Consider the following 24,493-nt stretch of genomic DNA (forward strand, 5'->3'; position numbering starts at 1 on the left):
TATGGTGGAGCGCATTGTTCGCTGTCCCCTGCCATTGACCCTGGAGATCGTCCCGTGCGTGAAGTGCTGCTGCTGTGCTGGCGCGACACCGGGCATCCGCAGGGCGGGGGGAGTGAGCGGTATCTGGAGCAGGTGGGGGCGCAGCTGGCGGCCCGGGGCGTGAAGGTGACGCTGCGGACCGCACGGTATGCGGGGGCGGCTCGGCGGGAGCATGTCGAGGGGATCGATATCAGCCGGGGCGGCGGGCGGTACACCGTGTATCCGCGGGCGCTGGCCGCGATCGCCCTGGGCCGGCTCGGGGTCGGGCCGTTGCGCGGGGTGCGGCCGGATGCGGTGATCGACACCCAGAACGGGATTCCCTTCTTCGCGCAGGCCGCGGCGGCCGCGCCGACGGTGGTGCTGGTGCATCACGGGCATCGGGAGCAGTGGCCGGTCGCGGGACGACTGGTCGGGCGGATCGGCTGGTGGATCGAGTCCCGATTGTCGCCGCGCGTGCACCGGGGGAATCAATACTTGACGGTGTCACTGCCGTCGGCGGAGGAATTGGCCGCGCTGGGCGTCGAGGGAACTCGAATCGCGGTGGTGCGCAATGGCGCCGAGGCCGTGCCCGCGCAGGTCACCGCCGGAGACGACAGCACCCGCACCGGGCATCCGAGCATCGTCGTGCTGTCCCGGCTGGTGCCGCACAAGCAGATCGAAGACGCCATGGCGGTTGTCGCGGGGCTGCGCGGGCGCGTTCCCGGACTGCACCTCGATGTGATCGGCGGCGGCTGGTGGGCCGGAAACCTCCGCGCCCACGCCGATGAGCTGGGCATCACCGACGCCGTCACTTTTCACGGGCACGTCGACGAGCACCGCAAACACGAACTGCTGTCCCGCGCCTGGGTGCATGTGCTGCCCTCGCGCAAGGAGGGCTGGGGCCTGGCGGTGATCGAGGCGGCGCAGCACGGTGTGCCGACGGTCGGCTACCGCAGTTCTCGCGGGCTCACCGATTCCATCGTGGACGGCGTGACCGGAGTGCTCGTGGACGATGCGGCGCAGCTGACCGAAGCCGTGGGGGATCTGCTCGGCAATGCCGAGGCCCGGACGGTGCTGGGGGAGAAGGCCCGGGCGCGGGCGCGCGAATTCTCCTGGGAGCAAACCGGAAACGGGGTCTTCGACGTGCTGTCGGCGGTGGCGCGCGGGGAGCGGATGTCCGGACTTGTCGCCGGAAGCGCTGTCCTGCAGCCATAGCAATGCACTACCGCGGGTCGTAGCCTCGTAGATATGTGGATTATTCCCATAATCGTCGTGATCAGCGTGGTCGTGATTCTCGTCGGATTCGTTGTGGGATTCCCGAAAGACTGACCATATGTGCTGCCGCGGAAAGGATTCCGCCGCAGAGCAGGGTGGCCCACAGCAGATGCGCCGCCCCGGCAATACGCCGCGAGGACGCTGACGCATCATGATCGGCAATGCTGCCCGGCACCCGATACAGCTGTAGATCCGCATCGCTGTAGACCGAATTCAGTTCGGACAGTGTGGTTTTCGATTCGCCCAGCGGACCGGGAGTGCGGTGCTCGACCAGCACCCACCCCACGCCCAGATCGGCCAGCTCACGCGCCGATCCACCGCGCAGCAGCAATTGCTCGACCGTATGCGCCCGCACACCCTCCCCGGACACCGTCGCACCCTGCACCGGAAGTTCGCCCGTCTGCAACACATCTCGCGGCAGCAGTCGCGGCGCCGGATCCAAAACCGGTGCGCTACCCGAATATCGGAACTTCCGGAACATCCCGCCCGGCAGTACCGCCACATCCCCCGGCGCCTCGACCATACCGGCCACCCGCTCCCACCCCCCCGGATACTGCACCGGCCGGAGTGCCCCGCCCACACCCCAGGCCAGATCCGGCAGCGCCACCAGCATGAGCACAATGAAAACCGCCGCGACCCCTCCGATTCGAGCACCCGCATTCCGGTCGCGCGTCACCGCGCTGTCCTCGGTGATCGCGCCGTGCGCCATTGCGCTGTCCTCGGCGATCGGGTCTGAAGTGTCGGCCCGGCCCGCTGAAATCCGTTCGGACACCGCCCGGCATCCGGCCGCCGCGCACAGCGCGAATCCGGGCATGGCCAGCGCCACGAATTTCTGCGTATCCCGCAGCAGCCCCGCCCCCGGCACCTTCGTCACCAGGAATTCCCCGGCCGAAAGTCCCCACCCCGTCGCCCCGAGCGCCGGTAGCACCACGGCCGCCACCGCTATTGCGATCAGTACCCGACACGTACGCAGACCCGCGGCCTCCGAGCTGTACTCGCCGATACTCACCTCCGCGCCGGAGCCGAATGTGCCTGTGTGCGAACCACCATCGCCGCTCTGGCTGATCCTCGCTGTTATGCCGGCCGAGAGCGGGCGCCTGCCAATGACAGCGTGTACGCCGGTCGCGACCAGTCCGAGCAGCAGCACCGTGCCGATCAGCGCGAAAAAGGTTGTGCGGGAGTCGGGTACAGCGGTGCTGTTCCAGATCCCGCCCAATCCCGCCAAGCTGCCCAGTGTCCCGAGCCAAGGCTCCGCCCGCGCCGCGAAGGCAGCCACGCCCGCCGGATCCGATGGCTCGGCCCCCGTTCCCGCGAGTGCGGTAGCCGCCAGCCACGGCGCCGCCGCCACGATCCAAAGCCCCACTGCGCCAGTCAAATTCCGCCGCCCGACCAGCAGGAATGCCATACACCCGGCCAACAATGAGCCGGTCGGCGTCAGTCCCGCAGCCGCCAGCCATCCCCCGAGCGCAGCCCAGGTGACGCATCGGCGAGAAGAGAGACCGCAGATCCGCGCCGCACCCGAGGTCGCGGATCGGGGCCTAGTGCGCGAGTCTGCATCGGTACATTCGGTGACGGCGGGCGCACCTGGCACCACAATCGGCGGGCCGGCAGGCCTGGCTGCGTCGATTGCCGCCCCGACCGCCGCGGGTACGACCGCGGCGGCGCGTAATCGGGTGGCCAGGAGGGCGATCCAGGGGAGGGCGGCGTAGCCGGTAAGGAGGCTCCAGTGGCCCTGCAGGAGGCGTTCGGCGACGTAGGGGTTCCAGATGGCGAGGGTGGCGGCCACCAGTTGGGGGGCGGTGGAGACGCGGAGCAGGTCGCGGGCGAGGGTGGCGGCGCCCCAGCCGGCGAGCCAAAGTGCCGCCAGCAGGATGACTTTGACGATCAGGCCGCCGTCGATGAACGGGGAGAGGGTGGCTATGAGCGCGTCCTGGGGGACGGCGCGCGGCGCGGCGTCACCGAGCCCCAGCGCCGAATCGGTGAGGTATGAGCGCGGGGTGCTGACGGCATCGCGGAGCAGCAGATATCCCGGGCCCAGCAGCGGCCCGAGTACCAGCAGCGCCAGCGCCAGGCTGTACCCGGCGGGCACCAGCCCGGCCCACCGCCGCTCGCGGCCCCGCACACTCACACCGGCACCCTATGCGCCGCTCGCACCGAAACCGGGGACGCTCGAAGCCCTTTCGCCCGCTTCCCGCGCGGTGCGCAAGGCGAGGATCGTAATGACGAGGGTGGTGACCGCGGACGCGGCTGTCGCGACCATGATCAAGCTCGACACCGAATGCGTGCAGGTCAGCATGACGCCCACGCCCACCGCCAGACCCAGCCAGGTGATGGCGGCCGGAGCCGTCCGATCCGCCGCGATGGCGGACAGCAGCGCACCCTGCAGCACCGCGAGCAATGCACCATTGAGCGCGAACATCCACAGCAGTCCCTGCACCGGCGCGTAGTCGTGCCCGGCGAGCATCGGCGCGAGCGGCGCCGCCACCGCCGCACCCGCCACCGCCACCGCCCCGACCCCCACCAATACGGCGAGCGCCGACCGCACGGCCCGCGCGGAATGCTGCGGCTGCGCCATCCGCGGGTACAGCACCACCCCCACCGCCTGCGGCAGCCAGAACGCGATCTTCGCGGCAATGGCACCCAGTGCGTACCGCCCAGCATCGCTCTCGCTGAGCACGATTCGCGACACAATCAAATCCGCCGACGACAGCGCCATCAGCGCCGCCTGCACCTGCACCGCCCGGAACACCGGGCTGACTCCACCTACATACCCCCGCACCCGCCCCGCGAGACCCACCCGACCTCGAGCCTCAGCCGGATCGAGAACGGCCGCGCCACCGTCGAGACCCGCCACACCAGTAGCTCCCGCACCCTCGAGGACGGGGGAGTCAGAGGTCGGCACACTTTCGCGAACTGGTGAGCCGGAGGCACCCGCAATGTCGAGTACCGGTGCGTTGGACGTGGCTGCACCGTCGAAAACCGCTGTGCTGGACGTTGCTCCACCGCTGGGTGCGGGAGCGATGGTCCGCACGAAATCCGCAGTGCGAGTCTCGGTGATGTCCGTCATCCGGCGGGCACCGAGTGCCGCGACGGCGATTCCGGCCGCTGCGGCCCAGAGTGCGGCCGTAGTCGCCCCGCCCGCCGCGAGCACCACCACCGCCGGTGTCACCCGCGCCATTCCGGCCCCGCCGAGCACAATAGCCAACTCGCGGAATCGGCTGCGCCCCTGCAATATCCCCTGCTCACCGGAGAGCAGTACCAGCACGGGCGCGGCGCACAGCGCGGCGGCCGAGGCCGCGAAGCTTACCGACAGCACCGCACTCACCAGGGGAACCAGCGGCACGGCCACCACCGCGACCAGTCCCGCGCATCGCAGCGCCAGCCCCCGCACCGCCGCCGTACTCGCCCCGCGCACGATCTCGCGCGCCACCACGTTCTGTAAAGCCAAGGCCGGCACCGCGCACAGCAGCTGCACCGCGAGCAGACTCGCGAACGAGCTGTACCCCGTGACCCCCAGCCACCGACTGGCCAGCAACTGCAGCAGATACCCCGCCACATTCGCCGTCATCGCCCCGGCCGTCACCAACGTCAGGTCCGCGACCACGGGTAGACGACGTACAACGGACACGCCCGCAATGCTCCCACCCCCTTCCCGCCGCTTCCCTCCCACCCCGTTCCACATCCACCTCGCGCCCGAAAGGCACTGCCTCGCCGGAGTCACAACACCGCACCCGACCCGCCGGCACCTCACCCTCGGGTAACCGCACAGCCCGCGTCCGTGCCGCACACCTGGTAGTTGCTGTGAGGTTCGGATGCGGGCCGTGCGGTCGAGTGGGACCTCCGGCAGCGGAGTGCGGGGATGCGCGCCGAGGTTGGAAACGGGAGCGGCCCCGCACCTTTCGCAGGTGCGGGGCCGCTGGGACGGAATCCGATCAGGGATTCTTGTCCATGTCGATCTGTTGTGTCTTGCTGATGTCGATCTGCTGGGTCGGGGCGTCGGCGAAATGGTCCACTCGGCCCTGCGGGGGGCTCGAGGGGAACGTGGCGCCGGGCGCCGGACCACCGGGAGCCGGACCACCGGCGGCGGGTGAGACGCGGCGGACGGGGGTGCCGCCGTTGCCATTGCCGCCGAGCAGGCCGATGACCAGGCCGGCGATCAGGGCGATGGCGCCGAGGATGCCGAACACGATCGGCAGGGTGCGGCCGTAGAGCGACAGCTTGTCGATATTCGTCTTGGCCACGGAGATCTGCGATTCGATGGTGTTCTCATCGAAGACCAGGTGCGCGTTGAGGACGGTGACCTCGGGCTTGGCGGCATCGCGGGCGTAGAACTGGTGGATCTGCTCGCCACCCTTGATGACCGTGCCGGTCTTCGGCTCCACCCACACGTCACGCGTGTCGGTGTAGAAGCGGGTCATGGTGATCGGGGTGTCGCCGCCGTCCACGCCCCACTTCTCGGCGGGCAGCGCGAGCTTGTTGGTGGGGGAGTTGACGACGGTGGAGAGATCGGTGACCGGGATGGTCTGCTGGAAGTGGTAGACCTTCATGTCATTGATCTCGGTCTCTTCGACGAAATTGATGTCGAAGGTCTTGCGCACATTGACGTCGAAGTACGGGTACGTCTTCTTCTCGGTGCCGATCGGGAAGCGGTACTGCAGTCCGGTGTGCTGCACCGGTTCCATGACTGCCGCACCCTTCTTGTCGACGGTCGCGGCGATCGAGCCGTTGGGGCCGCCGTCGACGGCATCGACGGGCATGCCGTTCTTGCGATCGATGGTGACGCGGTCGACGAGGGCGGTCAGCAGTCCGGTGTCGCCCTGCTTATCCGTGCGCCGCAGGGTCTGACCGGCCTGAATGGTCATTTCCGAGGCGTCCGACGGATCTTCGACGGTGAGGAAGCGCTGTGAGAACAGCGGAACGTTGGTGTCGACCTTGGCCGCACCGGTCGGCGAGGTCAGCGACTTGGAGTCGAGGACTTCGCTGGGCGCTCCTGGGACATTGGTCGCGACGGTCGTGATCTCCAGGTCAAGCGGGGTTTTCGCGAGACGGCTCACCGTGTAGGTGGGGATCATGATCGCGGCGACGAGCAGCAATGCACCCAGCCCCACGAGCAGGCAGGCCACCGTCCTTCTGGTACCGGCACTCAGTGCCATGCAGGTTCTCCTCGTCGTCGAACAGGTCATTCCGATTAGTACTGTGGTCGCCGCACAGCACTCGTGAGCCCCGACACTAACAGTCCAGGGCCCGGAAGAGTCTCGCCGAGGCGGGAAAATATCGCGAAACGGCCGGAAGTCAAACACGGGGTGATCACACATCCATGCGACAAGGCAAACTGGACACGATGACAGCGACTCTGCACCCGCCCTCCGAACCGGTTCCGCCGGTCCGGGCGGCCGCCTCACCCGAGGCGAGTGCGGACCTCGATGCCCGATCCGTCCGCCGCCCCGGCATTTTCGTGCCCGCGCTGGAAGGCATGCGGGCGCTCGCGGCCCTCGGCGTCATGCTCACCCATGTGGCGTTCCAGACCGGCGCCGCCGGCTATCCGGTGATCGGACGGGTGCTCGAGCGGTTCGATATGGCGGTCGCCGTCTTCTTCGTGCTCTCCGGATTCCTGCTGTGGCGTCCGCATGCCGCGGCCGCCCGCTGGCTCGGCGCTTCGCCTCCGGCGGGTCGATATCTCCTGCATCGCGCCGCCCGCATCCTGCCCGCCTACTGGGTCGTGGTGTGCACGGTACTGATTCTGCTGCCGAACGCGGCGCATACCGCGGGACTGCGGGTGTGGCTGTCCAACCTCGCATTGACGCAGGTCTTCGTGCCCTACACCCTCACCGACGGGCTCACTCAGATGTGGAGTCTGTCGGTGGAGGTGGCCTTCTATGTCGTGCTGCCGCTGCTGGCCCTCGCCATGGTGTGGATGCGCGGGACGCGCGCGCGGTGGCGGGTGCCCGCGGTGCTCGGGCTGGCCCTCGTCTTCCTCGGCTGGAATTTCATACCGGTCCCGACGCCGGATGCCATTCACGCCGACAACTGGCTGCCGGGATATCTGCCGTGGTTCGCCATGGGGATGCTGCTGGCCGAGCTCACCGATCTCGAGGCGCCGCACTGGCGGCGGATCGCCGGTAATCGCCGGCTGATGTGGCCGCTGGCGGTGGCCGCCATGCTGCTGGCCGCGACCGATCTGGGTGGTCCGGAGGGGTTGAAGCACGGGGAACCCTGGCAGTACGTCATGAAGACGCTGCTGGGGGCGGTCATCGGATTCAGCCTGCTGGCACCGCTGGTGCTACGGCCCGATATTCGGCATCGCTGGCTGGAGAGCCGCACCGCCGCCACCCTCGGCCGCTGGTCGTACGGCATCTTCATCTGGCACCTGGCCGTACTGTCGATCGTCTTCCCGGTCTTCGGCATCATTCCGTTCCGCGGGCATTTCGTGCTGGTCTATCTGCTGACCCTGGCGTTCACCCTGCCCCTGGCCGCCGCCAGTTTCGCGCTCGTCGAGGAGCCGGTGCGGCAGTGGATGCGCCGCCGCGTCGGCTGAATTCAGTCGCGGCGCGACGGCAGCGCGGAAAGACCCAGGGCCACAATCGCTACGAGTGCGGGGAACTGCACCCACAGCGAGGCGCCCATGTACCCCTCGGGTGAACGCCACGGACCGGTGGAGAGCGCGGCAGCGGAAATCGCCGTCCCCGCAAAGGCGATCGCGACGAGTGCACGCGACCAGTCGCGCGGCCGGAAGTACGCCGCGACCAATCCCAGTGCGGTGAGCACGATTCCGGTCGGACCGGCGATCAGCCCCGCCGCGACGGCCAGCCCGGCCGCGCCCACGGTACGACTGCGCCACGTCCGCGGCGCGGGCCCGTCGTCACGGACCGGCCTGCGGGCGCTCCGAAATGCCAGCACCACAAGGGGAATCAAGAGCAGCAATCCGCCGAAGATCGCAACCCGATACCACCGATCGGCCGGGAACTCGACGGTGACCGGCCCCGTGGTCCCCGGCGGCACCAGCCACGCCTGCTGCCACCCGTCGATCACCACCGGCTTCAACTCGTGGCCATCGGCCGTCACCGCCCGCCAGCCGACATTCGTGCTCAGCGGCAGCACCAGCAGCCGAGTCCCCGCAGGTGCATGCACTCCAGCCGATGCGGTACCCGCGATGCCGCCTGCCGATGCGGTTTTCGCCTCGCGGCTCGATGGTGCTCCACCGGCGGCTGGATCTGCCTGGGCCGCAGGGCTGCCGGGTGCCGCTGTACCGGCGGCAGTCGCCTGGGCGTCCGCAGCTGATGCGGTTCGGTTCAAGCGCAGCTCATCGACGCTGAACAGATCGGTCGGGGCGACGGTGACGTCGATGCGGCCGTTCGGCAGATCGAATGTGGTTGCGGTGCCGCTCGAGTCGCCATTGGGATCGGTGGAGTCGCCGTTCGGAACGTGATTGCCGTGTGGTCCGGTGCTGCTGTCGCCGGGTGCGGTGCTGTCGGTGGTGCAGATCTTGGCGGGAATCGGTGCGCCGGAGCGTAATTCGGCGGCGGTGCCGGTGATCGTGGTGTGCAGGAGGCGGCCGGCGGCGGCGAGGGTCGGGCCGTGGTCGCAGTCGATGGTGATGAGGCGGTCGGGGGGTGCGGGGGCGGGGTAGTCGGGGCCCAGGACGGTCACTTCGGCTAGGCCGGGGGGTTGTTCCTGCGCGAAACCCAGTGCGGTTTGGTCGAGTACGGGGTCCCAGGACTGGATGCTGAGTTCGATGCGGTCGGTGACGTGCGGGTGCAGTTCTATGCGGGTGGTGACGCCGGAGGCGGGGTCGACGGTGCGGACCTGGGGACCGTCGCCGAGGTTCACCGAGAGGGCGGTCGGGTGGGCGGGTAGGTCGCCCAGGGCGGGCGCCACTTCCAGGCCCGTCACCAGGGTGGGCTCGGGCAGATCGATGGTGAGTGTGGGTTTGCCGCCGGTTTTTTCGCGAACCGTGGTTTCCGGCGCGGTCCAACTGGTGCGCGGATCGCCGTCGGTGGCGGCGAGGGCGGAGCCGCGCGGGTCGGCGACATCGGCCTGACCGTGCGCGGCGGGACGGTCGTGATCGGTGAGCAGGTTTTCCAGGGCCGGTCCGGGGCGTGCGCGCACGAGCAGATCCGGTGCCACGGTGAGGGGTTGCGGCACATTCAGGGTGCGCTCGAACACGCCCGGCTCCTCGGCGGACAGTGCCAGTGCCTTACTGCAGCGCACCCGATCGGGCGAGTCGAAACAGGAACTGCGGCCGGGGAATTCCTGGCCCAGATCCCAGCCCTGCACCTGCGCACCGGCGGGTGTGGCCGGCAGGACGGTGCGATGCCGGATATCCACGGTGGCCGGATCATCCCGGTCGGCGTAATCGTCGAGACTCAGTTCGCTGATACCGAATTGCCCACCGCTGCTGCCGTTCTCGGTGCTGGCGGCGGTGATCTTGACCCAGTCGGTCTTACCGGGCGGCAGTGCGACCGGCACCGGCACCCCGGGTTCGCTGATGCGCGCGGCGACGGTGCCTTTGGCGGTAGCCACCTCCAGCCACTTCACGGGGCTGCCGATGGCGGCGCCGCTGGTGGTCACATGGAGTACGGCCGAGTTGACGGGCTTGTCCAGATCCAGTCGAAGCCATTGGCCCAGTGCATGTTCGGTGCCATTGCTGATCCAGGCTGTGGACGGATCTCCGTCGACGACCGCGGCGGTGGAACTGCCGGGTGCGGCCCCGCCCAGCTGGGTGGCATCGGCCGCGGAACTGGAGACCGTGATGGTCGCGCCGGACCATTCGCCCTCCACCAGCGGCGCACCGGGTACCGGATAGTCGGGCACTAGATTGTGGGTGCGCCGGGGATCTCCCGGCGCGCGCAATGCCGAATTGTGATTGTCGACGCGCCCGAAGTCGGTTTCCCGATCCATCGGTGTGTCGGTGATCGTGACCGCATCCGCCGGCAGGCCCGCTCGCGCCGCATCGGCGGCCAGCAGGGTCGGCCCGCTGGGCGTTGCGGGATTGCGGCGCAATCGTTCCAGCGCCTCCGGCCCGCCCTGCACCACCGGCACACTGTCCAGCGGAACTGTGTACGCGCCCGGGAACGAACCGGGCGCGCCGACTCCGCTGCGCAGTTCGGCCGGTGTGCCGAGTGCCTTACCCGCGACGCGGTAGATCTCGATGGCCGGATAGCGGGGTCGCAGATCCGCGTCCGCGACCAGCCCGTCCACATGCCCGGTCTCGATCGGATCGCCGAATTCCGCGATCTTGCTCAGTCCCGGTGAGCCTTCGATGGCACGGTGCGCGAGCATGGGGCGGGTGGAACGCGAGGTCTCCGGGTCGAGATCATTGCGCAGCACCAGGATTCCGATGCCCTGATCGGTGAGCGTCGCCGCCAGCCCCGCCGACGGCCGCCCGTCGGCAATGAGCCGCTGCACCGAATCCATCGCCCGAATCGCGCCGGGTGGGTTGAGCGGCACCGAATCTCGGACTGCCCAGGGCGTGCTCGCCAGGGCCTGCAGCGGTTCGTCGCGTGTCAGGCCCCATATCTGGCTGGCGAATGGCGCTCCCGGCACCACCAGTGCACGGGTGTCGGAGGCGTTGTGCGCCAGCCAATCCGCCGTCTGCTGCCAGTAGCCCGGCACCTTCTCGTACGCGCCGCTGGGCGCCAGTTTCCCGGTCCAGGCCAGTGACGTCGACAGTGCCAGCGCCGTCAGGATCAGCGCGCCGACCGCCACCATCCGGTCGCGTTCGGGATGCGCGAATGCCCTGCGCCACACCGGCATCGGCACCGAGGCGGGCAGTGGCACCCGGCTCAGCAGATGCGCCAGCCCGAGCACGAGCGGCAGCCGGATGAGCGGCTCCAGCTTGTGCACATTGCGCAGCGGCGCCCCGCCGGAGTCGAGGAAGGTCCGCACCTGCTCCGCGAACGGCCCGCCCAGATCCCCGGCGTAACCGGCGCAGATGCCCACCAGTCCCACACCCAGAATCAGTACGAGCCGCCCTCGGCTCGGCATGGACCGCATGGCCAGCCCCGCGATACCCGCGGCCGCCAGCAGCCCGGTGGCCAGCACCGCGGCGGGCTGCGTCACCAGCACCGCACCCGCGATTCGCTCCGGTGAAACGAACGGCGTCCAACTGTCGGTCCCCCGCAGCACCTCCCCGAGCGACGCCCACTGCGTGGTCACCCCGGACGATTCGATGAAGTCCAGGAACGGCGGACTCACCTTGCCCAGCAACAGCAGTGGCACCACCCACCAGAAAGTGGCCAGCACCAACATCGGAATCCACGCCCGTGTAAACCGCCACCACGCCCGATCGGGCCGATACGACACCCACCACAGCGCAGCCGGCAAAAAAGCCGCCGCCGTAGCCACCGCATTCACAGACCCCATGAGCGCCAACGCCATTGCGCTACCGGCCGGAGTAGCCGCCCCCCGCAACCCCGCACTCCCACCGGCCAGGAACTTGCGCCACCAGCGCAGCGCCCGACCACCATCGGACACCGGGACGTCCGCACCGGCCGCCGGATCAGCTGCGGAATCGTGGCTCGGTGCGCCGCTCATATCGGCCGCACTCGGCTTCCGTATTGCAGGGTCCGGGCGGTCCGGCGACCAGTCGCCTCCGAGAGCTGCCGACTGGTTGGCAGCTTCGATGCTGTTCAGGGCGCCGGGACGGTGTGGCCGGTCGGGCTGAGCATTCGCGTCCGGCTTCCGGTCGATGACGTCGTGCCGGATCCGGCGTGCCCTGGCAGCGAGGCCGCTCGGTGCTGAGCCATTTTCGCTGCGGGCCGCGTCGCGCTCGCTGTCCGTGGCGCGGGTGATCGTGCTCCACGTTCGGTGTGCCGCTGCTGCGAGGCCGCTTGGCGCTGAATCGCTTTCAGCGTGGTCGGAGGTGCGCCGGCGGGTGACTGCGGCGCCCAGCGCGGCCGGGGCGAGCAAGACCCAGGGCGCCAACATCATCGGGAGGGTTTCGGAGGAGATGGAGCCGAGGGTGGTGAGGACGCGGGGGGAGAGGGCGAAGGCGATGGCGGCGATGAGGCGGGAGCCGCGGCTGCCGATGCCGAGGGCCTCGCAGAGGCGGATGATGCCCCAGAAGCCGGCGAGCAGCAGCAGGGCCCACCAGATGCGCTGGGTGATCCAGGCGGGCAGGCCGAGTAAATGGCCGAGGGAGAAGAAGGCGCCGTGCGGGAAGAAGTATCCGTAGGCCTGGTTCTGCACCTGACCCATCGGGGCCTGGCTACTCCACAGGTGCGCGGCGCGGGTGAGGAAGCCGAGCGGATTCTGGGCCAGGTCGTATTTGGTGTCGGCGACGGTGCGGCCCGGTGCCTGCAGGAAGGTCAGCAGGAAGGCGGCGACAATGGTGCCGAGCAGCCAGCGGCGGCCCAGCGGTTCGATATTCGGCGACCGGTCTCCGAACGGACCGGTCGCGGCGGCAGGATCGGAGGTCAGCCGGTCAGCGCGCGCCGTAATCAACGTTGTTGAGCAGCGATGAGCCGGCGTCGCCGCTCCGGTCGATGTCCGGGCGCTTGTCCTGCGACGCAGCCATTGTGATGACCAGGACCGCAGCCAGCCCGATCAAGGCTCCGCCGGCAGCGCTCGCTACACCAGGGACGGCAAACTTCATCGCGGTACTCCCATACATCGACGCATGCGTAACTCGAGCAAACCTAGCAGGTGGGCTCTGTCTTTGGCCCTTCGCTTCGCTTCGGGCGGGTTCGCGGCCCTGTTAGCTCGGTCTTCCCTCCCTCCGCTCCTCCGCTTCGCTCCCCCGCTCCACTCAGTCCAGACCGAGCCGGGCCACGAACTTGGGGCGGGTGATGCTGGAGTGCCGGGGCGGGATCGGCTCGGGGCGTGAACCCACTTGTGGCCGAACGACGGCCGTTTGTTACTCCGGCACCGCGCACTGCAACCCGTTGAGGAAGGTGCGCAGTTTGGCGGTGGTTTCGGCCAGTTCGGCCTGCGGGTCGGAGGCCGCGACGATGCCGCCGCCGCCGAAGGCGCGCAGTGAGCGGCCGTCGGCGGAGAGTTCGGCGCAGCGGATGGCGACCACCCATTCTCCGTCGCCGCGGGCATCGCACCAGCCGACCGCGCCGCCGTAGAAACCGCGGTCGCCTTCGAGGTCTGCGATGGCGTCGAGCGCGAGATCGGTGGGGGTACCGCAGACGGCGGGGGTGGGGTGCAGCAGGACGGCCAGATCGAGGGCGGTGATTTCGGGATCGCGCAGTTCCGCCGTGATGGGTGTGGCCAGATGCCATACCTCGGGCGTCTGCAGCAGTTCGGGCCCGTCGGGGATGTCGAGTTCACCGCATACCGGCGTGAGCTGTTCCCGGATCCAGTCGATGACATAGGCGTGCTCATCGCGATTCTTGCTGCTGGCCAGCAGTTCTCGCGCCTGTGCGGCGTCGGCGTCGGGATCGGCGAGCCGCGGCAGCGTGCCGGCCAGCGGTTTCAGGGTGACGGTGCGGCCGTGCCGTGCCACCAGCACCTCGGGCGTGGCGCCGAGCAGCGTATCGCCGGGCCGTCCGGCGGGTGTGAGGTCGACGGCGTAGACATTCGCACGCGGATGCCGGGTCACCAGGTGTGCGGCGACCACCTCCGGCTCCAGCGGCGCATCGGCCTCGGCGAGCAGGGAGCGTGCCAGTACCACCTTGCGCAGCGGCTGCCCGGGATCGTTGAGCTGTTCGACGAGTTTCGTCACTCGTGCCACATGTTCTGCGGCACTGGGCATTTCGGAGACGACCCGCACCTGCGGCAGTACGGGCAGCGCGGCCGGTCGCCATGGCCCCGCGGTGCGGACGGCCTGCGCGGGCGCGCTCAGCGCGGTCCGGCGACGCGGATCGAACGGCAGCGCGCCGACGATCAGCTCCACGTCACCGGCCCGCAGCGCCGCCGCCGCGGCGCCCGCGTCGTCGAAGGCGATGCGGGTTCCGGTGGCGCGTACCACGCCGGCGGGCGTCGCGAGCAGAAATCCGTCCATGGCTTCCGACCATAGTCCGCGCCGCCGGAGCCGAAACCGCAGAGCGACGCAGATCTCAGACTCGCGGCATGGTCTTCGCCACACCGTCTGACCAGTGTTGTTGTGCGCTCAAGGTTTTGGTTCCGGCTCACGTCCCGGTGGCACCATCAGCACCGGCCGATGGCAATGTTTGAGCACCGAGTCGGCCACGCTGGAGTGCAGCAGCGCCCGGATTCCGGTAGCTCCGCGGGTGCCCGCCACGATGATGTCCACATCGAGCTCGTCGGCCACCTCGACAATGCCGTTCCAGATGGTGGTGGTGCACTCGACGGTCCGCGCCTCGGCATTGAGTCCGGCGAGTTTCGCCAGCCGCACGCCCTCGGAGTTGATGTTCTTGGCGTCCGCGAAGGCGATGTCCTCGATCTCGTCGTCGGGCATCCACTCGGGCTGCACCACCCCCGACAGTCCGGAGAGCCGGGCGGCCTGGCGCGCCATGGGCTCCCAGGCGGTGAGCACCACGGCTCGGTCGGCGGCGAGGAAGCGACCGGCGTATTCGACCGCGCGGCGCGCATTCTCGGATCCGTCGTAGGCGATCAGCATCAGATCGCAGGGCATGACAAACCTCCTGGTGGGAATGCCTGTCTCTACTGGGAGGCTACCCGGTGATTCTGCTCGTACACTGACTTGGCGACGCCGGGCACGTCGCGAGTACTCCACAGTTTGCGAACGATTCACCCAAATCGGTGGTGGGATGCACGGGCTCGGTTTTCACTGATAACCGACATCGCCGTCGTTGGAGCAGAGCCCGGACGAGGGGTGGATTGTGCGGTTGGACGAGCTGACGACCCCACAGGAATGGGCGAGTGTGTATCGCTCCCTGTTCGGGTTGCCGCATGTGCACGTGACCACACCCGGGTTCGTGGTACTGCCGCTGGTGGATACGATCGCGGCCCTCAATACCCCGGAACCGTTGGGCGCCTTGCTACTCGACGAATTGATGCTGCGCGGCGTGCCCGGCCCGGTGCTGGTGCGCGACCGTCCGCCGCGCCGCACCTTCCTGGCGATGTTCGATGGTTACCCCTCCGAAGAATGCCTCGAACAGTTGGAGCGCAACAGCGTGGATATCGGACCGCACCGCAGTAATGTCATCCTGCCCACGGGATTGGGCCGTCACACCCATGAGGGGCGCTGGTGGGCGCGCGCACCTGAGCGCGATGAATCGCTACCGCTGCTATCGGAGGTGCTGGACGCCGCCCGAGCGGTGCTGTGACCTGCGGTGCCTGCCATCGAAGCGTTCGGTCACCATGAGGCCGATCCCCGCGCCCTGCTCTACTACGAATGGTGTCAGCGCATCGAATCCGGTTATGCGGTAGCGGAGTTCGACGAGGAGGTGCACGACCTCGCGCAATCGGACCGGCCGCTGGAAGCCGCGTGCTGGCGATTGCTCGACCGCATCGAATCCGCACCGCGACTGGCCGATTGGCCGTTCACCGAATGGGACGATCAACCGTCCGACGCCGATGGTCCAGGCGCGCAGCGTGATTCGGCAGCGCACTTCCCGCTCGCCGACCTGGCCCACGCCGAACTGTTCGACCGGATTCACGGCGGCTGGCTGGGCCGCTGCGCAGTCGGCGCGCAGACCAAGCCCCTGGACTACACCGTGCTGGGCCTGTATCTGCTGGAGCAGTACGGCGCGGATTTCATGGCCGACGACGTCTGCGCGCTCTGGCTCGAACGCCTGCCCTTCCTGCGGACCTATACCGCCGAACGGGTCGCCTACCGCAATCTCATCGACGGTTTCGCCCCGCCGGAGACCGCCACGCATCGAAATCCCTACCGTGAGTGGGCAGGTGCGCTCATGCGCGCCGATATCTACGGTTACACCAGCCCGGGCGCACCGATTCGCGCGGCCGCACTGGCCGCGCGTGATGCCTCGGTATCGCACACCGGCAACGGCCTGTGGGCCGCCATGTGGGCGGCGGCCCTGATCGCGGCGGCCTTCACCGCCGGTGATCCCGGCGAGGCGCTGGCGCGGGCGGGTGCGGTGATTCCCGCGAAGTCCCGTCTCGCGGTGGAGCTTTCGAAGGTCGTCGAGGACCGTGCGCAGGGTCGCACCTGGGAGCAGGCGGTGGACCGGATTCGCACCCGCGACGGCCACTACAACCCATTCCATGCGATCGGGAACGCCTGCCTCATCGCCGCCGGATTGCTCTGGGGTGCCGGTGATTTCACCAGCACCGTCACGCTGACCCTGGAATCGGGCTGGGACGCCGACTCGAACGGCGCGACAGCGGGCTCGGTGGCCGGAATCCTCACCGGCACCGCCCGTATCCCGGAGCAGTGGACCGCACCGCTGGGGGACACTCTGCGCAGTGCGGTGGCCGGTCATACCGCCACCCGCATCTCCGAACTGGCCACCCGCACCCTGCACCTGATCCCCTGAAACACGAGGGCGGCATCCCCTGAAACACGAGGGCGGTGCACCGGTTCGTCGTCCTGAACCGGGCACCGCCCTCGATCACCCACACCGGTCTAGCGGCGCGAAAGCTCCTGTACGGGAGCCGAAGTGCTGACTAGCGCTCCACGATGGCGACAACGCCCTGACCGCCGGCGGCGCAGATGGAGACCAGCGCGCGGCCGCCACCCTTCTCGGCCAGCTGCTTGGCGGTGGCGGCGATGATGCGGCCGCCGGTCGCGGCGAACGGGTGGCCCGCCGCGAGCGAGGAGCCGTTCACGTTCAGCTTGCCGCGGTCGATGGAACCCAGCGCGCCGTCCAGGCCCAGACGCTCCTTGCAGTACTGGTCCGACTCCCAGCCCTGCAGGGTGGCCAGCACCACGGAGGCGAAGGCCTCGTGGATCTCGTAGTAGTCGAAGTCCTGCAGCGTCAGGCCGTTACGGGCCAGCATGCGCGGCACCGCGTAGGTCGGGGCCATGAGCAGCCCGTCCGGTCCGTGGATGTAATCGACCGCGGCGACCTCGGAGTCGACCAGGTAGGCCAGCGGCGACAGCTTGTGCGCGGCGGCCCACTCGTCGCTGGAGAGCAGTACCGCGGAGGCGCCGTCGGTCAGCGGCGTGGAGTTGCCCGCGGTCATGGTGGCATCGCCCGCCTTGACGCCGAAGACCGGCTTCAGGGTCGACAGCTTCTCGATGGTCGAGCCGGGACGCAGGTTGTCGTCGCGGGTCAGTCCGAGGAACGGGGTGATGAGATCGTCGAAGAAGCCACGGTCGTAGGCGGCGGCCATATTCCGGTGCGACAGGTAGGCCAGCTCGTCCTGGGCCTCCCGGGCGATACCGAATTCCTTGGCGGTGATGGCGGCGTGCTCGCCCATCGAAAGTCCGGTGCGCGGTTCGGCATTGCGCGGGATCTCGATGCCGACCATGGACGGGCGCAGGCGGCCGACCAGCTTGGCGTAGTCCTTGTTGTTCTTGGCGCGGTTGGCGTCGAGCATCCACTCGCGCATGCTCTCGCTCACGCCGATGGGCGCATCGGAGGTGGTGTCGGTGCCGCCGCCGATGCCGGCCTCGAAGCGGCCCAGCGCGATTCCGTCGGCCACGGTCTGGATGGCCTGCAGGCCGGTGCCGCAGGCGAGCTGCAGATCGTGGGCCGGGGTGTACGGAGACAGGGTGGAGCCGAGCACGCTCTCGCGGATCATGCCGTGCTCGCCGACACGCTTGAGGACGGCGCCGCCGACCACCATGCCGAGGCGTTCGCCCTGCAGCCCGAACCGGCTGACCAGGCCGTTCAGCGCGGCGGTGAACATATCCTGGTTGGAGGCGTGTGCGTACTTGCCGTCGGAACGGGCGAACGGAATCCGGTTGCCGCCGAGGATTGCAACAGGCTTGGCCTGCTTGGCGGTCTTGGCTGTCCTGTCCGCGGGCTGCGCCGCGGGCTTCGCCGAACGGGCTTTGGTGGTCACTCGAGTCTCCAGTGTCTCGTCGGGTGGATTTCCGTACTCGCATCGATCCCGCGGGACCGGCGGCGATCGGTTTACATTAAACTTACTCTGGAGTAAGTTCATTTGTCGACACCGTACCCCCGTCTGTGGCCGAAACCGCTCCGGGCCGGGACGTACGAGACGGACAATCCCGAGACAGAGAAGGTAGGAACAGTGGCAGCCAGCAAGAGCAAGGGCGCTCCCAACCTGTACGGATCGTTCATCCACTCCGCGCCCGGCGCGTTCCTCGCGGGCAAGCTGGGCCTGCCGCAGCCGGAGAACCTGCGCCGCTATGTCGCCGGTCAGCCCGCGCTCGCCGGTGCGGTGCTGCTGGGCGGTAAGGGCCGCGTCGCCGACGCCGCGCGAAACCTGCTGTCGGACTACGACTTCGCTGATTCCGTCACCCCGGGCGTCAAGCTCGGCGCGCTGGTCTTCGACGCCACCGGCATTCGCAGCATCGAGGAGCTGCAGCAGCTGTTCGAGTTCTACCAGCCCGCCCTGCGCAGCCTCGGCGCGTCCGGCCGCGTCCTGGTCATCGGCACCACGCCCGAGCTGACCGCGACCGTCGACGAGCAGATCGCGCAGCGCGCCCTCGAGGGCTTCAGCCGCTCGATCGCCAAGGAACTGCTGCGCGGCTCCACCGGCAACCTGGTGTACCTGCACCCGGAGGCCGCCGCCACCGCCACCGGCCTGGAATCGACGCTGCGCTTTATTCTTTCGGCCAAGTCGGCCTTCGTCGACGGCCAGGTCTTCCGCGTCGGCAAGGACGACTCCACCGCGCCGGCCAGCTGGGACAAGCCCCTCGCGGGCAAGGTCGCCGTGGTCACCGGCGCCGCGCGCGGCATCGGCGCGACGATCGCGGAGGTGTTCGCTCGCGACGGCGCCACCGTCATCGTGGCCGATATCCCGGCCGCCGGTGAGGCGCTGTCCGATACCGCCAACAAGGTCGGCGGCACCGCGCTCGCGCTCGACGTCACCTCCCCCGACGCCGCCGAGAAGCTGGCCGCCTTCGCCACCGAGCGCTTCGGCGGCATCGACATCATCGTGCACAATGCCGGCATCACCCGCGACAAGCTGCTCGCGAATATGGACGAGGGCCGCTGGAACTCGGTCATCAATGTGAACCTGGCTGCGCCGCACCGCATTACCGAGGGCCTGGTGGCCGCGGGCGCGCTCAAGTCCGGTGGCCGCGTCATCGACGTGTCCTCCATCGCCGGTGTCGCGGGCAACCGCGGCCAGACCAACTACGGCACCTCCAAGGCCGGTGTCATCGGCATGGTGAACGCCGAGGCGCCGAAGCTGGCGGAGAAGGGCATCACCATCAACGCCGTGGCGCCGGGCTTCATCGAGACCGCCATGACCGCCGCCATCCCGCTCGCCACCCGTGAGGCCGGCCGCCTGATGAGCTCGCTGCTGCAGGGCGGCCAGACCGTCGACGTCGCCGAGACCATCGCCTACTTCGCCTCCCCGGCGTCGAATGCGGTGAGCGGCAATATCGTTCGCGTCTGCGGCCAGAGCCTGATCGGAGCATGATGAGCCAGACCATCAAGCTCACCGAGGCGCCGAAGAACACCAGTCTGTTCGTGAAGGCCGCGCTCGGCGCGGTGCCGGTGCCCGGGCTGTCGGCCCGCAAGTCCACCGTGCCCGACCGGACTGTCCGGCTCGAGGGCTTCAAGGTCGATCCCGATCACCTGGCGGCGTACTGCCGGGCGACCGGGCTGCGGTTCAGCGATTCGCTGCCGCTGACCTACCCGTTCGTGCTCAGCTTCCCGCTCGCCATGCAGCTGGTCGTCGCTCGCGACTTCCCGTTCGTGGCGGTCGGCGCGGTGCACGCGGAGAACGTGATCGAGCGGACCCGGGAGATCTCGGTCGCCGAGCCACTGGATTTCGAGACCCATATCGAGAACCTGCGCGAGCACCCCAAGGGCCTGCTCGTGGACGCGGTCACCGAGGTGAGTGTGGGCCGGGAGCTGGTGTGGCGGCAGGTCACCACCTTCCTGCACCAGCAGCGCACCTCGCTCTCGGGCGGGCCCAAGCCCGAGCCCAAGCCGGACGAGGTGCCGCCGCCGCCGTTCCGCACCATCCGGGTCGATCAGAAGACGATCACCCGGTACGCGGCGGCCTCCGGTGACCACAATCCGATCCACACCTCCGCCCTGGGCGCCAAGGCCTTCGGATTCCCGAAGCCCATCGCGCACGGCATGTGGTCGGCGGCGAACATCCTCGGCAATATCGAGGGCCGGATCCCCGAAAAGACCACCTACGCGGTGAAATTCGGTAAGCCGATCTTCCTGCCGTCGACGGTCAACGTCTACACCGACCAGGTGGCAGGCGGCTGGGATCTGGCGCTCAAGAACCCGAAGAAGGGTTTCCCGCACCTCACCGCCACCATTCGCTGAACCGCTCGGCGTAGCATGGCGTCACCGCCGCGACGGTGGCGCACCGAGGCCACACGGGTAAGCAGGTCGTGGCAAGTTCGAGACAGTACAACTGAAGACCAGGGGTCGCGCTGATCCGGTGGTTCCCGAACCACCACAGCGCCCGGCAACCACAGGTAATGTCGGGCCGTTCGACGGCGTGGCCCCCACGGGAGGGGCGAGAGCCGCGCACCGATTCGCAACCGTATGTCGCCACGCAGGGGTTTCTACATCCGGTCCGCGAATCGGCGCGCGGCTTTTACGTTCAGCGGCCGCTGCGTTCAGCAGCCGCAATCGCAGTCGCAGCAGTCGCAATCACAGCAGTTGCAGCAGTCGCAGCAACCATCGCAGCCGGGGTCGCAATTATCGCAGCACCCGCGATCGACCCAGCTCTTCTTGCGCTCGCCGCTGCACGGGCTCGTGTGCTCCGCGCAGCAGGCATAGCAGGTGCAGTACTGCAGGCAGACAACCCCGAGCCCGAGCCACAGCCCGTTCCGCTGCGGCGGCTGGTAGCCAGGACTGCCGGGACCTCCGGGACCTTGCGGGCCCCCGGGGCCACCCGGACCCCAAGGGTCTCCGGGGCCACCCGGACCGTTGGGACCACCCGGACCGTTGGGCGCACCGGACTCTCCCGGGCCACCGGGATACACGGAGCCGCCGAAATACGCGGGGTCGGAGTAGCCGGGTGCCGGGTAAACCGGATTCGGGTATGGGGGGCCGTCATAGCCGGGGGCGGGGTAGCCGGGGTTCGGGCTGACGGGTCTTTGTGGATAACCGGGTTGTTGGGGATAGCCAGGTCCAGGTTGACCAGGGCTTTGGGGGTACGCGGGGCCCTGTGGATAGTTTGGGTCCTGTGGATAACTGAGGCTGGGTGAATAGTGTGGATAGGGGAGGGGCGCAGCGGATTTCGCGGTGTGGGTGGTGCGGCAGGTGTGGGTGGTGCAGGTGTGGATTACGCCGGAATCCTTGCCCAGCTTGCGGATTACGCTGCTGAGCGGGTCGAGTAGCATCCAGCGGACGGTGGCTACACGTTCCAGGGCGGCCCGTTTCAGTGCCGCCTTCAGGAGTGAATTCGATTCGCGCAGTAGGGCATGCGCTTCATCCACAGTTGTACCGGTGGCTGTGAGTGGATTGAATCTGCCTGCCGCGCGGTCCGCCTCGATGTCCTCGATGGCATCGGCGAGGTGCGCGATGCGGCCGAAGTGCAAACCGGCCTCGCGCAGTGCCTCGGCGTTCTCGGGCCGACCCGCCAGAATCGCGGTGTGCGCGAACAGTTCTCCCGCGCACAGCTGAGTCGGCGCGGTCAGGCTGTCCAGCCGTTCCCGGCGCCCGGCGGCTGTGGATGATTGTGGACAACTTGCGGCGGCGGCTTCCAGTCGACCCTGGGATTCGATTGCGGCGATGAGGGATTCGATATCCAAGCCGATCGGCGCCGCCGCGGTCCGGGCTCGGCCGCGCCACCGATCGGAGACGCGGGCGAGCGGTCGCCCCGGCATGCGGCCGGTATCGCCATCGTCGAGATGATCGCGAATCTTGGCCGCGCCCAACAGCAGTGAGGCGGTGGCGGCGAGCTGGACGCCGGGGGAATCGGCCGGGGCGACGCTCGCGCGCCGCATACCGCGCAGTGGGCACGGACCCGCCGTGGTGCGGGCGGCGGGCTGCGGCTGCTGCGCCTCGGTGAGCATGCCGAGCACGATGGCATCGGTATTGGTCGCGGCCCGCGCCAGCTGACCGTGCCCGTCCCGCAATCCCAGGCAGAGCCCGCACATCTGGGTTTGCCAGCCGGTGGATTCGATGCCGTACTTCGCCGCACCGTGCGCACACGGTGTGAGTAACCCGAACAACCTGCGTCCCCGTCCCCGGTCGTTTCGAACCGACCGTCCTACAACACAATCCGAGTGACTGTGGCAGTCGTTGACAAGGGTTGCAAGGCGAGGCGGGCTACGCCTCCTGGATTTCCTTCTTCTTACCGGACAGACCACGCCAGGCAAGCGTGTCGAGCAGGTCCACGGCCTGGGCCATATCGACGGTGCCGCTGGCGACCCGGTCGGCGATGGCCTCGCCCGCGCCGATGACCGCCACCGAGACGACCTCGAAGTTGGTGCCGGGTTCGGCGTACTTGGCGCTGGACTCGAGCAGTTTCGCGGTGAGCTCTATGACCCGGTCCCGGCTGTTGGAGATCTCCGAGGCGAAGGGTTGCTGGCCGAGTGCCTGCCGGTAGAGGACCTGCCAGGACAGGCGATTCTGGTCGACATAGGACAGGAAGGCCTCCAGGCCTGCCCGCAGCTGCTCGTGCGGGGTGAGCTTGGGGTTGCCCGCTACCGCCACCGCCTCGATGAACCGCATGCTCTCCCGGTGGATGCACGCCCGGAAGAGCTCGTCCTTGGAGCCGTAGTACAGGTACAGCATGGGCTTGGAGATCTTCGCCTCGGCGGCGATGGCATCCATGGAGGTGTCGTGGTAACCCTTGCGCGAGAAGACCTCCACGGCGGCGTCGAGCATCTGTTGCTCACGTACCGCGCGTGGAAGCCGCTTCGTTCCGCCTGCCATCCACTCTCCTAGACCGTGCTAATACACGTCGAAGCTCCTATCTTACTCCAAGGTAAGTTCCGCGAGTGCGAATTGCCGGTGATTCGCCACTGTGGCGCTCAGCAGTGTGGAGCGGTGCCCTTGAACTTTGCCATGCGAAGCACCGATGCATCCACCTGGCTTCCCGGCAGGCGGCCACTCTGTACCGCGTCGACCAGCCGGTCCAGCACCTTCGATACCGCGTCCGTGGTGATCCACAGGGCATTGTCGGCCCCCGCGACCAGCGCGGCCTCGACCGCGTCCTCGATGCTCATACGGGCCGTGATGGCCGCCATACCGCCCAGATCATCGGTGAAGATCACCCCGTCGAAGGGGTCCGCGCCGTACCCGGTGCCCTGGCGCAGCAGCGCCATCGCCTCCTTGCTGATGCTGGCGGGGACATTCGGCTCGGTCAGCCCGGGCACATCCAGGTGCCCGACCATGACCGCCGACCCGGAGTCGATCAGCTTGCGGAACGGCACCAGATCCGAGGTCTGCATCTGATCCAGCGGCGGGGTGCGCACCGCGCCGGTGTGCGAGTCGCCGGAGCCCGAACCGTGACCCGGGAAATGCTTCATGACGGTGCCCACGCCGGCATCGTGCAGCGCGCGAATGAACGTTCCCGCGTACTGCGCCACCACATTCGGATCATCGGAGAAGGAGCGGTCGCCGATGACCGAATCATCGGGCTGGCTGCTCACATCGGTATCGGGCGCGAAATCCACGGTGACGCCCAGTGCCTTCAGCTTTTTCGCGCGGTCGAGGCTGAAGGTGTAGAAATCGTCGACGCTCATGGTCTTCGCGATCTCGCGCGCGGAGGGCGCCGCGCCGATCAGGTCCTTCACCCGCGAAACCCGGCCGCCCTCTTCGTCGATGGTGACCATCACCGGGATGCGCGAGGCGGCCTGCACCTTCGCGATCTGGTCCTGGGCCAGCAGCGCCTTATCGGTCCAGCCGCCGACGAAGACGCCGCCGACCTGCTCGGTGCGCACCACATTCTCGGCATCGGCCTCGCCGGTGACACCCACGGTGAGCAGCTGTGCGAGCTTCTGGCGCTGCGTGAACTGCCCCAGATACGCGGCATTGCAGTCCTGTGGCGCCGGCGTGGTGGACGGCGGTGTGGTGCTGCCGCTGGATCCCGTTGTGGTCGATGACGATTGGGTCGAGGGGGCGGAGCTGCCGCCCGAACATGCGGTCAGCACGACGGCGGACATAGCCAGTACGAGAACCGGAAGGTTGCGCATGACCCCCGACGGTAGCGACCGTCGCGGCCACTGCCTATCGCGGACACGTGTTGCGACTGTCTGCGGCGCGTCGCGTGCCCCGCGTGGGCGGCCGGTCGCCGACACTGTTGA

At 68.6% G+C, this 24,493-nt stretch carries 17 protein-coding genes; 6 read left to right on the top strand and 11 right to left on the bottom strand.

Annotated elements, in window-relative coordinates:
• The first annotated feature begins 54 nt into the window (after positions 1-54).
• Entirely contained in the window at positions 55-1,233 is a 1,179-nt protein-coding gene (locus OG716_RS32625) for a glycosyltransferase family 4 protein (protein WP_405134280.1), read from the top strand.
• 61 nt (positions 1,234-1,294) lie between these two features.
• Here the strand turns inward: OG716_RS32625 and OG716_RS32630 are convergent, their stop codons facing one another.
• From OG716_RS32630 to OG716_RS32640, 3 genes are all read right to left on the bottom strand, one after another.
• Positions 1,295-3,421 carry a hypothetical protein gene (locus tag OG716_RS32630; RefSeq protein WP_405134281.1) on the bottom strand — a complete coding sequence of 709 codons (2,127 nt, stop codon included), beginning with the start codon at positions 3,419-3,421 and terminating at the stop codon, positions 1,295-1,297.
• Between the two features lie 9 nt (positions 3,422-3,430).
• Positions 3,431-4,861: a polysaccharide biosynthesis protein gene (locus OG716_RS32635; protein ID WP_405140070.1), complete on the bottom strand. Its 1,431-nt coding sequence runs from the start codon at positions 4,859-4,861 to the stop codon at positions 3,431-3,433.
• A gap of 364 nt (positions 4,862-5,225) precedes the next feature.
• A complete protein-coding gene (locus OG716_RS32640) occupies positions 5,226-6,446 on the bottom strand; it encodes a DUF3068 domain-containing protein (protein ID WP_405134282.1) in 1,221 nt (406 codons plus the stop codon).
• Positions 6,447-6,634: 188 nt separating this feature from the next.
• Between OG716_RS32640 and OG716_RS32645 the strand changes: the two genes are divergently transcribed.
• The gene (locus OG716_RS32645; RefSeq protein WP_405134283.1) at positions 6,635-7,828 is read left to right on the top strand and encodes an acyltransferase family protein; all 1,194 of its coding nucleotides are present in this window, start codon (positions 6,635-6,637) and stop codon (positions 7,826-7,828) included.
• 2 nt (positions 7,829-7,830) lie between these two features.
• Here OG716_RS32645 and OG716_RS32650 read toward each other — a convergent pair whose 3' ends face one another.
• The 4 genes from OG716_RS32650 to OG716_RS32665 all read right to left on the bottom strand — a co-directional run bounded on the left by OG716_RS32650 (position 7,831) and on the right by OG716_RS32665 (position 14,833).
• Positions 7,831-12,711, bottom strand: coding sequence for an alpha-(1->3)-arabinofuranosyltransferase (locus OG716_RS32650; RefSeq protein ID WP_405140072.1), 4,881 nt, complete (start codon positions 12,709-12,711; stop codon positions 7,831-7,833).
• A 4-nt stretch (positions 12,712-12,715) separates the two neighbouring features.
• Positions 12,716-12,886, bottom strand: a complete 171-nt coding sequence (locus OG716_RS32655; protein WP_297628719.1) for a DUF2613 domain-containing protein — start codon at positions 12,884-12,886, stop codon at positions 12,716-12,718.
• A 261-nt stretch (positions 12,887-13,147) separates the two neighbouring features.
• Positions 13,148-14,239, bottom strand: coding sequence for an isochorismate synthase MenF (locus OG716_RS32660; protein WP_405134284.1), 1,092 nt, complete (start codon positions 14,237-14,239; stop codon positions 13,148-13,150).
• Positions 14,240-14,347: 108 nt separating this feature from the next.
• Complete coding sequence (locus OG716_RS32665; RefSeq protein ID WP_405134285.1) at positions 14,348-14,833, bottom strand: universal stress protein; 486 nt, start codon at positions 14,831-14,833, stop codon at positions 14,348-14,350.
• 214 nt (positions 14,834-15,047) lie between these two features.
• Here OG716_RS32665 and OG716_RS32670 point away from each other — a divergent pair, with 214 nt between their 5' ends.
• Both OG716_RS32670 and OG716_RS32675 read left to right on the top strand, forming a co-directional pair.
• A complete protein-coding gene (locus OG716_RS32670; RefSeq protein ID WP_355124948.1) occupies positions 15,048-15,488 on the top strand; it encodes a hypothetical protein in 441 nt (146 codons plus the stop codon).
• A 6-nt stretch (positions 15,489-15,494) separates the two neighbouring features.
• Positions 15,495-16,661 (top strand): ADP-ribosylglycohydrolase family protein, encoded by a 1,167-nt coding sequence (locus tag OG716_RS32675; protein ID WP_405134286.1) that lies wholly within the window; start codon positions 15,495-15,497, stop codon positions 16,659-16,661.
• 130 nt (positions 16,662-16,791) lie between these two features.
• Here OG716_RS32675 and OG716_RS32680 read toward each other — a convergent pair whose 3' ends face one another.
• Complete coding sequence (locus OG716_RS32680; protein WP_405134287.1) at positions 16,792-18,135, bottom strand: acetyl-CoA C-acetyltransferase; 1,344 nt, start codon at positions 18,133-18,135, stop codon at positions 16,792-16,794.
• A 192-nt stretch (positions 18,136-18,327) separates the two neighbouring features.
• On the opposite strand from OG716_RS32680, the gene OG716_RS32685 reads away from it, so the two are divergent.
• Complete coding sequence (locus OG716_RS32685) at positions 18,328-19,686, top strand: 3-oxoacyl-ACP reductase (protein WP_355124942.1); 1,359 nt, start codon at positions 18,328-18,330, stop codon at positions 19,684-19,686.
• Positions 19,683-20,552: a MaoC family dehydratase gene (locus tag OG716_RS32690; RefSeq protein ID WP_405134288.1), complete on the top strand. Its 870-nt coding sequence runs from the start codon at positions 19,683-19,685 to the stop codon at positions 20,550-20,552. Before OG716_RS32685 ends, OG716_RS32690 begins: the two co-directional genes overlap by 4 nt.
• 299 nt (positions 20,553-20,851) lie before the next feature.
• On the opposite strand, the gene OG716_RS32695 is transcribed toward OG716_RS32690, so the two are convergent.
• From OG716_RS32695 to OG716_RS32705, 3 genes are all read right to left on the bottom strand, one after another.
• A complete protein-coding gene (locus tag OG716_RS32695; protein ID WP_405134289.1) occupies positions 20,852-22,414 on the bottom strand; it encodes a DUF5685 family protein in 1,563 nt (520 codons plus the stop codon).
• A 97-nt stretch (positions 22,415-22,511) separates the two neighbouring features.
• The gene (locus tag OG716_RS32700; RefSeq protein ID WP_405134290.1) at positions 22,512-23,120 is read right to left on the bottom strand and encodes a TetR/AcrR family transcriptional regulator; all 609 of its coding nucleotides are present in this window, start codon (positions 23,118-23,120) and stop codon (positions 22,512-22,514) included.
• Positions 23,121-23,218: 98 nt separating this feature from the next.
• On the bottom strand, positions 23,219-24,382 hold the full coding sequence (locus OG716_RS32705) for a glycoside hydrolase family 3 N-terminal domain-containing protein (RefSeq protein WP_405134291.1): 1,164 nt from the start codon (positions 24,380-24,382) through the stop codon (positions 23,219-23,221).
• Between the last annotated feature and the right edge of the window lie 111 nt (positions 24,383-24,493).

Source organism: Nocardia sp. NBC_01388, assembly GCF_045040085.1.
GTDB lineage: Bacteria > Actinomycetota > Actinomycetes > Mycobacteriales > Mycobacteriaceae > Nocardia.

Bases quoted from the DNA above. Each gene is read 5' to 3' on its own strand.
- OG716_RS32640 (WP_405134282.1), bottom strand. From the start codon at position 6,446: ATGGCACTGAGTGCCGGTACCAGAAGGACGGTGGCCTGCCTGCTCGTG.
- OG716_RS32645 (WP_405134283.1), top strand. From the start codon at position 6,635: ATGACAGCGACTCTGCACCCGCCCTCCGAACCGGTTCCGCCGGTCCGG.
- OG716_RS32705 (WP_405134291.1), bottom strand. From the start codon at position 24,382: ATGCGCAACCTTCCGGTTCTCGTACTGGCTATGTCCGCCGTCGTGCTG.
- OG716_RS32690 (WP_405134288.1), top strand. From the start codon at position 19,683: ATGATGAGCCAGACCATCAAGCTCACCGAGGCGCCGAAGAACACCAGT.
- OG716_RS32660 (WP_405134284.1), bottom strand. From the start codon at position 14,239: ATGGACGGATTTCTGCTCGCGACGCCCGCCGGCGTGGTACGCGCCACC.
- OG716_RS32665 (WP_405134285.1), bottom strand. From the start codon at position 14,833: ATGCCCTGCGATCTGATGCTGATCGCCTACGACGGATCCGAGAATGCG.
- OG716_RS32700 (WP_405134290.1), bottom strand. From the start codon at position 23,120: ATGGCAGGCGGAACGAAGCGGCTTCCACGCGCGGTACGTGAGCAACAG.
- OG716_RS32655 (WP_297628719.1), bottom strand. From the start codon at position 12,886: ATGAAGTTTGCCGTCCCTGGTGTAGCGAGCGCTGCCGGCGGAGCCTTG.
- OG716_RS32635 (WP_405140070.1), bottom strand. From the start codon at position 4,861: ATGACGGCGAATGTGGCGGGGTATCTGCTGCAGTTGCTGGCCAGTCGG.